Origin of the sequence: Neobacillus niacini (assembly GCF_030817595.1) — a bacterium.
GTDB lineage: Bacteria > Bacillota > Bacilli > Bacillales > Cytobacillaceae > Neobacillus > Neobacillus niacini_G.
The window spans coordinates 6,452,061-6,464,611 of record NZ_JAUSZN010000001.1 but is presented as its reverse complement, the minus strand read 5'-3'; the positions used below and the strand labels follow the sequence as shown (position 1 = coordinate 6,464,611).

10 protein-coding genes are annotated in these 12,551 nt (G+C 40.6%); 1 reads left to right on the top strand and 9 read right to left on the bottom strand.

The features are described from left to right. Nucleotides 1-87: 87 nt before the first annotated feature. From QFZ31_RS30945 to QFZ31_RS30915, 7 genes are all read right to left on the bottom strand, one after another. Nucleotides 88-1,473: a sigma-54 interaction domain-containing protein gene (locus QFZ31_RS30945; protein ID WP_307311871.1), complete on the bottom strand. Its 1,386-nt coding sequence runs from the start codon at nucleotides 1,471-1,473 to the stop codon at nucleotides 88-90. 52 nt (nucleotides 1,474-1,525) lie between these two features. Beyond that, the gene (gene ablB / locus QFZ31_RS30940) at nucleotides 1,526-2,380 is read right to left on the bottom strand and encodes a putative beta-lysine N-acetyltransferase (protein WP_307310702.1); all 855 of its coding nucleotides are present in this window, start codon (nucleotides 2,378-2,380) and stop codon (nucleotides 1,526-1,528) included. 433 nt (nucleotides 2,381-2,813) lie between these two features. After that, the gene (locus QFZ31_RS30935) at nucleotides 2,814-4,235 is read right to left on the bottom strand and encodes an aldehyde dehydrogenase family protein (RefSeq protein WP_307310700.1); all 1,422 of its coding nucleotides are present in this window, start codon (nucleotides 4,233-4,235) and stop codon (nucleotides 2,814-2,816) included. 72 nt (nucleotides 4,236-4,307) lie between these two features. After that, a complete protein-coding gene (locus QFZ31_RS30930; protein WP_307310698.1) occupies nucleotides 4,308-5,576 on the bottom strand; it encodes a peptidase in 1,269 nt (422 codons plus the stop codon). A 34-nt stretch (nucleotides 5,577-5,610) separates the two neighbouring features. Further along, entirely contained in the window at nucleotides 5,611-6,276 is a 666-nt protein-coding gene (locus QFZ31_RS30925) for a 3-oxoacid CoA-transferase subunit B (protein WP_307310696.1), read from the bottom strand. Further along, the gene (locus QFZ31_RS30920) at nucleotides 6,261-6,953 is read right to left on the bottom strand and encodes a CoA transferase subunit A (RefSeq protein ID WP_179596159.1); all 693 of its coding nucleotides are present in this window, start codon (nucleotides 6,951-6,953) and stop codon (nucleotides 6,261-6,263) included. The genes QFZ31_RS30925 and QFZ31_RS30920 overlap by 16 nt, the downstream gene beginning before the upstream one ends. Next, complete coding sequence (locus QFZ31_RS30915; protein ID WP_307310692.1) at nucleotides 6,954-8,303, bottom strand: aspartate aminotransferase family protein; 1,350 nt, start codon at nucleotides 8,301-8,303, stop codon at nucleotides 6,954-6,956. It abuts the gene before it with no gap. Between the two features lie 181 nt (nucleotides 8,304-8,484). Between QFZ31_RS30915 and QFZ31_RS30910 the strand changes: the two genes are divergently transcribed. Further along, nucleotides 8,485-9,849 carry a TrkH family potassium uptake protein gene (locus QFZ31_RS30910; RefSeq protein ID WP_307310690.1) on the top strand — a complete coding sequence of 455 codons (1,365 nt, stop codon included), beginning with the start codon at nucleotides 8,485-8,487 and terminating at the stop codon, nucleotides 9,847-9,849. A gap of 22 nt (nucleotides 9,850-9,871) precedes the next feature. Here QFZ31_RS30910 and QFZ31_RS30905 read toward each other — a convergent pair whose 3' ends face one another. Then, nucleotides 9,872-10,846: a S66 peptidase family protein gene (locus QFZ31_RS30905; protein ID WP_307310689.1), complete on the bottom strand. Its 975-nt coding sequence runs from the start codon at nucleotides 10,844-10,846 to the stop codon at nucleotides 9,872-9,874. A 105-nt stretch (nucleotides 10,847-10,951) separates the two neighbouring features. Continuing rightward, complete coding sequence (locus QFZ31_RS30900) at nucleotides 10,952-12,418, bottom strand: NAD(P)/FAD-dependent oxidoreductase (protein WP_307310687.1); 1,467 nt, start codon at nucleotides 12,416-12,418, stop codon at nucleotides 10,952-10,954. Nucleotides 12,419-12,551 lie beyond the last annotated feature (133 nt).

Below are 12,551 nucleotides of genomic sequence, written 5' to 3'. Positions count from 1 at the left end.
TATGCCAATGCACTTAGTCCGGGTAAGGTAACGGAATATTAGATTTTTTAACTGATGATTACAAAAAAAAAGCCGATTTTTCGGCAGTCATTCTCGTAGCTTTTTGATCTTATATTGTAAGGTTTGCCTTGGAATATCTAACAGCTCGGCTGCTTGTTTGACATTCCCAGCTGATAGGTCGAGTGCAGTGTGGATCAGTTTTTTTTCTAGTTCTTCGAGATTTTTTCTCAGAGATAAATTGTTGTCACTATTTTCATTACCTGCTGCAAGCTGTTTCATCATAATGGGGAGGTCTTTCACTTGCAGGATTTCGTCATCGCAAACATTCATCATGTATTCAATCGTATGCTTCAGTTCCCTTACATTCCCTGGCCAAGGATGATCCATAAAGAGACCTTTTACTTTTTGCTCGACTCCATTTATCTTTTTCTGCAATGACTTATTAAAAAACGCAATAAAATATTGGGTCAGCAACTGGATATCCTCTTTCCGTTCTCTAAGAGGGAGCAGAGAAAAAGTAAACACATTTAAGCGGTAATACAGGTCAGAGCGTAGCTTTTGATTCTGAAGCGCTGTATTTGGATGGACATTCATCGCTGCAATGATACGTACATCAACGGAAATGTTTTGTGAGCTTCCAACCCTTCTTACCATCCCATCCTCTAAGACACGCAATAACTTTGCCTGCAGCTCAATCGGCATGGTATGAAGCTCATCGAGAAACAATGTTCCTCCATCTGCCAACTCAAATAGCCCTTTTCTTTCAACAGCTCCTGTGTAGCTGCCTTTTGCTGTGCCAAAAAGAATGCTTTCAAGCAATGTTTCTGGGATGGCTGCACAGTTTTGAGCAATGAACGGTCCGTCCCCGCGAAGGGATTCGTGATGAACACCTTGCACAAATAATTCCTTTCCTGTACCGCTTTCTCCGTATACAAGAATGGGAGAGTTTGATTTTGCCAGCTTTTTAGCTTCGTCCTTGAGGCTCTGGAATATCGGATTAACTGTTTTTAAATCATCTAAGGTATATTTGATGTTTTTTGCTGTTTTTTTCTTATTGTTTTTAATCACATTTTTTTGTAAATCTAATAGACTTTCTGATAGCTGCTTCAACCGAGTATAATCTTTTGCAATCTCAACCGCACCAATAATTTGCTTATCCACAAAAATAGGAAGTGTGGTATTTATGGTATCAATTCTTGCTCCATGAATGTTTACATAAACCTGTGTCTGATTATAGATAGACTTGCCCGTTTTAATTACCCTGAGTAACGTACTTGAATTCTCAGTTAAGGAAGGAAAAACGTCCAGCAGGTCTTTACCCTGAACTTCCTTGACATTCATTCCATCAAGCCTTGCTGCTACCTCATTATAGAAAATGGTTTTACCTTCTGTATCGACCACATGGATTCCTTCATCGATGGTTTTCAGGATGGCTGAAAGAACTTCCTGCGTTAACGCAGTTAATTGCACCAATGCTTCACCTCGCTTTAAGGATGCCAAAAATTCAGCACATAGAGCCGAAAAATTAGCCATTTGCCAGATTCTTTACCCACATATTCATATTCTCAAGCTTGTCATAAATATAGCAGTTATTCATTAACCTGCCGCGATACTTATATCCGAGCTGGTATAACACCGCATTCATTCCAAAGGATAAACTCCTTGCTATCGAATACGCACAGTATATTCCCTGCTGTTTAAGCTCACCCTCTAGCTCCCGGAGAATAATTTTCATTAACCCATATTTTCTGTGTTCCTTTAAGGTCGCACAATCCGTTAATTCAGCATTTTTATAAAATGAATTTACTTCAGCAGAAGCAGCACTGACAATTTTCCCCTGATGAAAGAAAACGTAATAAATGGTCCCTTCCTTCATGGTCTTTTTAACATAATCTGGGTCATGTAAGGGTGTGGGGTATATTTGAAACACTTCGCGGTATAACCCCGAAAGCTCTTTTGCACAAGATTCATCTGCCTTCTTTAATTCATACTCCTTTGGCGGATAGGGTTTATCGAAGTTGCTATCTAATTGATAAATGCTGTGAATCATTCCGTCCTCTGTAACCCAATGATCATTTTTCTTTCGTTCCTCTGTATAAAACTTCGAAAAAAAATGGGCATCAGATCCGAGAAAATAACGATCAACTACAGCTTCCGGCTGTAAGCCTTTTTCAAATAGGTGTAGGAAATCTTCTAATCGTGCTTTTATAATTAACTTTTCCAGGTTGTGCTGGCGTGCTAACTCCTCCGCTTTTTCCAACACTAGTTGAGTGTTGCCACGGTAATCATCAATACGAATTCTTTTATTAAAAGGATCAAGATAAGCCTCTAAATATAATCTATCTTCCTCAATATGAATGGTGGAAGCACTTTGATTCATCCCCGACACTCCATTCGTATTCTAGTTTTAAACAAAGTTCATGTGCACATATTCCCCTGGGCTTCACACCCTTCATGAGGACCATTTCTTCTCACTCTCTTTCATTTTGGCTTCATGAACCCTTCATGAGGACCATTTTCTCTCTTTCTCTTACTTTTTGGGCTTCATGAACCCTTCATGAGGACCATTTCCTCTCACTCTCTTTCATTTTGGGCTTCATGATCCCTTCATGAGGACCATTTTCTCTCTTTCTCTTACTTTTCGGGCTTCATGAACCCTTTATGAGGACCATTCTCCACGAATAAACCTCTAGTTCAAGCTTCGTAAACCTATGTGTTTGGTTGGTGTATATTTGAATTCAAACACTGAATCCCCCAATGCCAATTATCCATTTACAAAAAATGCCTGACTGGAAATCAGCCAGACATTTTTACTACTCTGTTTTAAAGCTGATCAGCTTTAGTTCAGTCATTTCTTCAACCGCATATTTAATGCCTTCTCGGCCCATTCCGCTCATTTTTACCCCGCCATATGGCATTTGGTCAACTCGAAATGTAGGGATTTCATTTATCATGACACCGCCTACCTCAAGTTTTTTTGCTGCTTGAAGTGCTTTATGAATATCATTCGTAAAAATTCCTGCTTGAAGCCCATATTTTGAATCATTCACCAAATTGATCGCTTCATTAAATTCAGTGAATGTATTAATATGAACCACAGGAGCAAATACTTCTTCACAACTTACCTTTTCGGTAGTTGGAACATTTACAAGAACAGTTGGCTGGAAAATTCCTTCTTCCGCTCCGCCGCCCAGCCTCAATTCAGCGCCATTTTTGACAGCTTCATCAACCCAGCTTTGTGTCCTCTGTACATCAAAACGTGTAATCATCGCTGAAATGTCCGTATCTTCCTCTAATGGATTTCCAGCCTTCAACTTTTGCGTTTCACTTACGAACTGCTCCACAAAAGTCTCAAAAATGTTTTCATGAACAAATATCCTTTGAATGGAAATACAAACCTGACCTTGATAGGCAAAGGCTCCATTGACAATCCTAGGGATGACTTGATCTAAACCTACTCCTTCATCGACAATCAATGCGGAATTTGACCCTAATTCTAGTGTTACCCGTTTTAATCCCGAATTTTCACGGATATAGCGCCCCACTTCAGGACTTCCCGTAAAGGTAATCATTTTGATACGGTCATCTTTCATTAGTATATCACCAATACTGCGGCCGCTTCCTGTGATGACATTAAGTGCACCAGCAGGCAGCCCTGCACGGTGAAAATAATCAGCTATCTTATAAGAAGATAATGGCGTTTGACTTGCAGGTTTTAGAATCACACTATTTCCGGCTGCAATTGCCGGCCCTACTTTATGGGCAACTAGGTTCATAGGGAAATTAAACGGGGTGATAGCTGCTATGACACCCAAGGGTTCCCGGACTGTAAAAGCGAGCCTCCCCTGCCCACCAGGAGCAGCGTCCATTGGCACGGTTTCACCATGAATTTTTCTCGCTTCATGGGCAGCGAAGGTATAGGTCATAATCGTTCGGTCTACTTCCGTTCTAGCTGCTTTTAGTGGTTTTGCCGCCTCCAACGCGATGATTCTTGCACATTCTTCACGGTCATCCTTAAGAAATTGTACTACTTTTTCTAATATTTCTGCCCGTTCAAAGGCAGGCAGTTCTGCCATTCTTACATGAGCTTGTTCGGCGGCAGCTATTGCTGCCTGCACATCCTCATGCCTGGCAATACCTATCTGTGCAAGACTCTCCAAGTTAAATGGATTTTTCAGCTCCATATAGGAAGAAGTACTTCGATATTCGCCGCCTATCCATAAGTCTTTCTTCATCCTTATCCCTCCACATGAAAGATTCATTTTTTACTATTGTACTAAATTCTACTAGTTCGAAGGGATTTCCTTTTATTCACTGACTTCACACCACTTTAATAGTGTTAGAGCTATAATCTTGCATGCAGCAAACATATCCTCCAAAAGAATGTGTTCATTAGCGTCATGAGCCGTGGCAGTTATTCCTGGCCCAAAAACAACCACAGGTGTATTTCCAACATTTGAGAGAATACCGCCATCCGTTCCCCATGGGCTAGCTTCAATGACAGGCTTCTCTCCTTTAATTTCTATAAAACTCTCAGAGAGTGTCTTCATTAATGGATGATCCACTTCCAGGTTCCCAGGAAGCCATCTTCCCCCAAACCACTCAATCCCAAGTGGATTCTCTTGGAACCAATTATCGTGTTGATTAAGTTCATCCAATACAGCTGTCATTTCCTCTTGCGCGGCGGAAATTGTTTCTTCAGGGGATACGCCCATTCTTCCTTCAATAACAGCCAGATCAGGAACAGATGACGGCCACTCGCCGCTATTTATTTTTCCAATGTTAATCGGGATTGGGATTGGAATGCTGTTAAATAGCGGATCCGTGATTTTAATATTACGATTCTTCTCTAATTGCTGCAGTTTTTGTATCACTAGTACGGCTTTTTCGATGGCGCTAATACCTTCATATCTCGTTCCACCGTGTGCTGCCCTGCCTTTTACAGTAATCCTAAACCACATCGAACCCTGCTGTTTCGGAAAAATCTTCATACCCGTTGGTTCCGGGATAATTGCCCCGTCGGCCTGGTAGCCCCTTAGGACGGCAGCAAGCGTACCAGCACCTCCGCTTTCTTCTTCTATCACACTTTGAAAAATAATATCCCCTTTAAGCTTGATTCCCGTAGCAATAATTGCTTCGATTGCCATAATAAGCGCTGCGGTCCCGCCCTTCATATCTGTGCTTCCGCGGCCATAGAGTTTACCGCACTCAATATGTCCGCTAAATGGATCATGTTCCCAGTTCTTCTCATCGCCGACTGGTACCACATCGATATGACCATTTAGGATGATTGATTTCCCGCCTCCCGTTCCTTTTAATACAGCAACAACATTCGGATTTCCTTCAAAGCTCTGACGGTCACAGCAGAATGCCTCATGCTCCTTTAACTCATCCCGGTCAATTTCCCAAATATCAAGATTCAACCCTAACTGCCGGCATTTTTCAATGATGACAGCCTGTGCACTGCTTTCATTTCCCCTTGTACTATTCTCTTGGACTAGGATTTGTAAAAACCGGGTTCCTCTAGCACGATTGTCCTTCAGCCATTGCTTGATTAATTCTTCATGATTTTTCAATACTTTCACTCCTTCCTCAGAAGAATGGGTGAGATTAATAGGCTATTTTCCGGATCGTATCACTTACCATAAAATCACATTCAGTCTTACTGGTGACTATCAGTAAATCGTATGGCGCGAACAATTCTGTTAACAATAATCCATCAGGAGTCACCTTGAATACGGCCAATTCTGTTATGATCATATCCACACATGCAGCAGAGGTTAGCGGTAACGTGCAAGACGTGACGATTTTTGGATTTCCTGCCTTATCACAATGATTCATTAATACAATTACCTTTCTTGCCTTTTGGGCCAGTTCCATCGCACCGCCCATTCCAGGGACTTTCTTTCCTGGAACAATCCAATTTGCCAAGTCCCCCTGTGAGCTGACTTGAAGGGAACCCAAAATCGTAATATCCACCCGTCCTCGTCGTATCATCCCAAATGCCACAGCGCTATCACAGTAAGAACCACCTGGATTCAAGGTAACTGGAAAGCCGCCGGCATTACATAAATTCTCATCTTCCATCCCTTTTTCTGGGCTTGGTCCCATTCCTGTAATCCCATTTTCAGCATGGAACATGACCATCATGTTCTTCGGTAAATGGTTGGGAACTAAGGAGGGAATTCCAATACCTAGGTTTACCACCATTCCATTGTGGATTTCTTCTGCTGCTCTTTTGGCAATCGTATTGCGAAAATCTACTCCCAAGCCCATTTCCAGTTCACTCCCTTCGAAGGAATAATATGGTCAACGAACACACCAGGAGTAATAATCTCATCAGGGTCAAGGCTTCCGAGCGGAACGATTTCCTCTACCTCTGCAATGGTAATATCTCCTGCCATTGCCACAAGTGGATTCGTATTTCGAGCACTTTTGTCATAAATTAAATTTCCGTAGGGGTCTGCTTTTTTTGCATAAACGATTGATACTTCTGCGGTTAAAGCTGTTTCAATTAAGTAGTCCTTCCCGTTGAGGAGAAAATGGGGTTTATTTTTTGATACGAGTTCATTGTCCATTCCAATATCACTTAGAATCGCTGGGAGACCAACTCCCCCAGCACGAATTCTTTCTGCTAATATCCCTTGCGGTGAAAATTCCACCTCAAGCCTTCCTTCGTGCATGAGTTTACCGGCAATTGGATTGGAACCAATATGAGAGGCAATCACTTTTACTGCCCTTTCCTGACTCACTAGTTTTCCAATGCCGATATGTGGAAATCCAGTATCATTTCCAATTAATGTGATGTCCCGAATCCCTTTTTCGAGGATTCCATCAATGAGCGTCGGCGGGGTTCCGACACCGCCAAATCCCCCAAACATTAACGTCATTCCGTTAGAGAAGAGTTCCAAAACCTTTTCTAAGGTTGTAATTTTTCCAAATGGATTCTCCATCTAAACACCACCGCCCGACTTCATTTGCTTTGAAAAACCTTCAAATGTTTCTGCTAACAGGGAAACTAATTCTTCTATTTCACTTTTCGAAATTGTTAATGGCGGCGAAACGATAATTGAGTCACCGTTTACCCCATCAATACCAGCACCTGCTGGATAAACGAGCAGGCCTTTTTCTTTTGCAAGAGTAATCATGGTATGGGTGACTTGTGCGTTTCGAGGAAAAGGAGTTTTATTGGCGGCATCCTCGACAAATTCAATTCCAATCAATAAGCCTTTCCCCCTAATATCACCGATAAAGGAATATTGTTTTTTTAATTGTAGCAGGAGATTCATTAGGTATTCTCCCTTTGATTCTACCCTACTAACAATCTTGTTTTTTTCTAAATATTCCAGTACGGCGAGAGAAACGGCACAGGATTGTGGATTTGCACTTAAGGTATGTCCGCTCATCACCACTTTTGTCCCCGCTAAAATGGGTTCAATGACCTTTTCACTTGCGAGTGCCGCAGCTATTGGTGCGTAGCCTGCCCCCATCCCTTTACCTAATGCCACAATATCTGGGATAACCTCATATTGTTCCATTGCAAGCATAGATCCCGTTCGTCCAAAACCTGTCATAACCTCATCGGCAATGAAAAGGATGTCGTTTTCGTCACAGATTTTTTTGATTACTTTAAAATAATCCTTCGGAGCATCAATGGCACCGCCTGCAGCTCCGATTACCGGTTCTGCGACAAAGGCGGCAATATGTTGCGCACCAATACGTTTAATAGCATGTTCAAGCTCCTGTGCACATAGAAAACCGCAGGATGGTGCACGAAGGCTGTAGGGACAGCGGTAGCAGTAAGGGGGATTTATTACTGGAAAATCTTCGAGCAGCGGCACAAATCGCGCTCTTCTTCCAGTATGTCCAGACAAAGAAAGTGCACCTAAAGTTATTCCATGGTAGCTGACCCACCTTGATAACACCTTCGTTTTGGTTTGTATACCCTTTTCCTGCCAATATTGAATCGCCATTTTCATTGCCGTTTCAACCGCTTCAGAACCGCTATTAACAAAGAAGCACCAATTTAAGTCTCCTGGAGTAAGTGCTGCAATTTTTTCAGCCAGCTTTTCAGCTGCTTCACTCGTAAATTGAGAGCGATAAACGAACGATATTTTTTTTGCTTGTTCCTGCATTGCTTCAATAATTTCGGATACTCCGTGGCCAATATTCGCGGTGACAGCACCTGAGGCACCATCAAGATATTTCTTTCCTTCCCGATCATACAAATAAACCCCTTTGCCGTAATCAATTATCGGCAGGGTATCATCGAGTGCTGGTTTTATGAGATACGTACGTTCCAACCTGACACCACTTCCCCTTTTAGTTCATTGTATGAGCGAGTTTTTTAATACTTTCATCTTATTTAGATTTAAAAGGGATAAACACCTCGGTCAGCGGTTACTTTTCTAATAGAAAACTATCTTTTACTTTTTAGGGTGGTTCATATAAAATTACACTTAGATTTACATAAGGATGGATTAAATGAATATACCAAAAAAGCCTTTTTCTAAAAAGAAAGAATTATCAACGATTCAATTAATTGTTATTTTTTACTTATCTGCGTTAATCATTTCTACGTTACTTCTGAAAATACCGTTGGCACATCGGGAAAATGCATCCATTAGTTATATTGATGCCTTATTTACATCAGCTAGTGCTGTAAGTGTAACAGGTCTAAGTGTAATCTCCTTAAAAGATACATTTAATCATTTTGGCATTTTTCTCTTATGTATCATCCTCCAAATAGGTGGATTAGGTGTGATGTCACTTAGTACCTTCCTATGGATTATGATTGGTAAAAAAGTGGGTTTAAAGGAAAGGCAACTGATTATGGTGGACCAAAATCAATCTAACTTATCTGGTTTAGTACAGCTGGCTAAACGGGTTTTTATTACCATCATTTCGGTTGAATTTATTGGAGGAATTATTTTAGGATTACGATTCTTAAACTACTATGAAAGTCCCTTATCTGCTTTTAAGCATGGATTTTTCGGTTCGATTAGTGCCACTACAAATGCAGGATTTGATATTACAGGAAGTTCATTAATACCTTTTAATAATGACTACTTTGCACAAACAGTTATTATTTTATTGATGATTATCGGAGCAATTGGATTCCCCGTTATTGTTGAGGTTTATGAATTCTTCTTAAGTTTAAAAAGTAAAAAAAGATATCATTTTACCCTGTTTACCAAATTAACTACTTCTACTTTTGTCATTCTAACAATCGTAGGAGGTCTGATCATTTATTTGCTCGATAGTTATCATTTTTTTGCTGATAAATCCTGGCATGAAACGTTTTTTTATTCACTATTTAATTCAGTGACCACCAAAAGTGCAGGTTTAGCTACTATGGATATAAATGAATTTACCGTCAGCAATCAGCTCTTTATGTCCGTTTTAATGTTCATTGGCGGCTCACCCAGCAGCGCCAGCGGTGGAATTCGGACCACCACGTTTGCAATTGTTTTACTAGCGATTTTCTTTTATGCGAGGGGAAAAGGTTCAATTAAAGTATTTAGAAGAGAACTGCATACGGAGGATGTTATTAAATCATTTATTGTGATTTCAACTGCGGCAGCCCTTTGTTTGCTCTCGATATTAATTCTATCAATTACGGAAAAAGGAACCTTGATCCAAGTAGTGTTTGAAGTAACTTCTGCGTTTGGAACCAATGGATTATCAATGGGTTTAACCCCGTTATTAACTACATTCGGGAAAATCCTCATTATCCTTTTGATGTTTATCGGAAGATTGGGGATTGTAACGTGCCTACTGATTTTAAGAGGTAAAGATAATAGCCAGGAGAAAATTCATTATCCAAAAGAAAAGGTTACGATTGGTTAAAGGGGGATTTCGGTCCCCCTTTTTATGCATTTATGGTAATAGTAGTTGTGGTTCCTGAACCACTTACCGCTGCGTTCACTCCCATTGGGATAGTGGCAATAGGCTGAACATGGCCAAAATTCACATTTGCGATTACAGGTATATTTTTTAGTTCACTTTTTGTTGCGATGACCCTTTTAATTGCAGCTTCTGTTACGTTTGAATCCTTCTGAAACCTGCCAATGAGAATTCCTGATATACTGGCTGCATCAGGGAGCTGAAGCAGTGATTGAAGCACGCGGTCAAAAGAATGAATATGTGCTTCATTATCCTCCTCGATAAAAAGAATACAATCCTTTAGTGACGGCATGAATTCCGTTCCTTGCAATAGGTGCAGCGTACTTAAATTCCCACCAACCAGTTTTCCTTCTGCATCACCTTCTTGGATGACCAAATAGTTTTCCTGTGCTATAAAGGTGCGTTCCTCCTGATCCAGATACCACTTATCATCACTCCAGGTAGGTGAAGGATACACCTCATAGGGTGCGTCATTCGTTACAGCTTCTAGGAAAGATTGGAGCGTATAATCTATTCCATATTTCACACCAAATGTTGAAAAAAATGGTCCCAAATACGTGACTAAGCCTGTTTTTTTATAGATTGCAGCATTTAATGCTGTGATGTCGCTGTAGCCGCAAAAAACTTTAGGATTTTTTTTGATTAAATCGTAATCTATGTACTTTAATAACTGGTTTGCATGATAACCTCCGAGTGCAGTCAAAATTCCTTTCACATTTGGATCTCGAAAGGCATCGTGTAAATCTTCAATCCTTTGTTCAATTGAAGTCGTGAAAAATTCATCGTGGTCTTCCACATGTTTTCCAAACGTGACGGTAAAACCAAGCTGATTTAAACGCTGTGTTGCAAGTTCCACTTGCTTCCCTTTGATAACCGCCATACTCGCAGATGGCGCAATCACCCTAATTTCATCCCCGGGAGATAATCGATTTGGCAGCATAGTTATGAATCCCTCCTTTTTAAATAGTTTACTACACAAATGCGGTATTGGGGGTAGCGCAGATATTTGCTTTCAAACAAAAACAAACCCGCTTAATTTGCGGGTTTAGGCGATAACGAATTCTTTATTTGGTTCTGTTGTAGCTTTTTTGATGATATCTCTTGCGATCCAGACACCGCATGCACTTGCTTGAGCAAGACCGCGAGTGATACCAGCGCCATCTCCACCAACATATAATCCGCTGATTTCTGATTCAAACTTATCATTGAGCTTTGGCCGTGCAGAATAAAATTTTGCTTCGACTCCGTAGAACAATGTGTGTTCCGAAGCTAATCCTGGCGTAATTTGATTCAATGCCTCAGTCATCTCTATTAAACTCTTAAGTGTATTATACGGAAGAACTAAGCCAAGGTCTCCAGGTACCGCCTCTTTTAATGTTGGTTCGATGAATCCCTCTTTGATTCTTCTCTCTGTTGAACGGCGTCCTTTTAAAATATCTCCATACTTTTGAACGATTAAACCGCCATTTGAAAGAGCATTCGCAAGTCGCGACACCTCGTGCGCATATTCAGTCGGTTTATCAAAAGGCTCAGAAAATGTATGCGATACAAGCAAAGCGAAGTTGGTATTTGGGCTCCCTAGCTTTGGATCCTTGTAAGCATGCCCATTGGCAAGCATGATACCGGAATGATTTTCAACCACGACATGCCCTGATGGATTGCTGCAGAATGTACGCACTCTTGTTCCAACAGAGGTATTGAAAACAAATTTTCCTTCATATAAATTCTCATTAATTTCCTGCATAACGATATCAGATGTTTCAACACGAACGCCTATATCTACTTGGTTACTACTCATCTTGAGTCGACGAGCCTTTAAAACCTCGGTCAGCCATTTGGAGCCGTCTCTTCCAGGGGTAATAACGACCTTTTCAGCATAAAGATCTTTTCCGCCTTTAAGCTTTATTCCCTTGATGGTATGTCCGTCAGCTGTTCTTTCAGTAATTATATCTTCAACTTCGGTTTTGTATAACATTTCAATTTTATCATTTAAGTATTCAAAGATGCTTTTCATAATTTTTAGGTTTTGCTCTGTTCCAAGGTGACGAACCTGAGCACGTAAGAGTTTTAATCCTGCTGCATAGCCGCGTCGTTCGATGTCCTTAACTTTATCTGTTAGTGGATCGGTAATACTTTCTGTTGCGCCATGACTTAAATTTATAGAATCAACATATTTAATCAAATCAACAACTTGGGAATCTGGAAGATAATCGGTCATCCAACCGCCAAATTCACTCGTGATATTAAACTTACCGTCAGAATATGCACCTGCTCCTCCAAAACCTGCTGTGATTGAGCATGCCGGCAAACATCCTGCATATTCTTTCCTGCCTGCTGCCGGAGGACATTTCTCTATTTTATTATCTAAAATTGGACAATTTCTCCGATAAATATCATGCCCTTTATCCACTAACAGCACCTTTGCGTTCGGCATTTTTAGTGTAAGTTCATAACAGGTAAAAATCCCCGCTGGGCCTGCACCCACTACTATAACATCATATCTATTTTCCATTGTCCAAAACCTCCAAGACGTATTTACATAACCCTTGGTAAATATATCAAAGAAACACCTATCCGTCAACAATAAAAACGAACTATTTATAAATAAAAAACATTAATGTTCGTGTTCTGCTTGTTTTTAGAAA

What these genes read in the sequence shown, in the direction of transcription:
- ablB (WP_307310702.1), bottom strand. Translation starts at nt 2,380, where the DNA reads ATGAATCAAAGTGCTTCCACCATTCATATTGAGGAAGATAGATTATAT.
- QFZ31_RS30935 (WP_307310700.1), bottom strand. Translation starts at nt 4,235, where the DNA reads ATGAAGAAAGACTTATGGATAGGCGGCGAATATCGAAGTACTTCTTCC.
- QFZ31_RS30925 (WP_307310696.1), bottom strand. Translation starts at nt 6,276, where the DNA reads ATGGGCTTGGGAGTAGATTTTCGCAATACGATTGCCAAAAGAGCAGCA.
- QFZ31_RS30920 (WP_179596159.1), bottom strand. Translation starts at nt 6,953, where the DNA reads ATGGAGAATCCATTTGGAAAAATTACAACCTTAGAAAAGGTTTTGGAA.
- QFZ31_RS30910 (WP_307310690.1), top strand. Translation starts at nt 8,485, where the DNA reads ATGAATATACCAAAAAAGCCTTTTTCTAAAAAGAAAGAATTATCAACG.
- QFZ31_RS30905 (WP_307310689.1), bottom strand. Translation starts at nt 10,846, where the DNA reads ATGCTGCCAAATCGATTATCTCCCGGGGATGAAATTAGGGTGATTGCG.
- QFZ31_RS30900 (WP_307310687.1), bottom strand. Translation starts at nt 12,418, where the DNA reads ATGGAAAATAGATATGATGTTATAGTAGTGGGTGCAGGCCCAGCGGGG.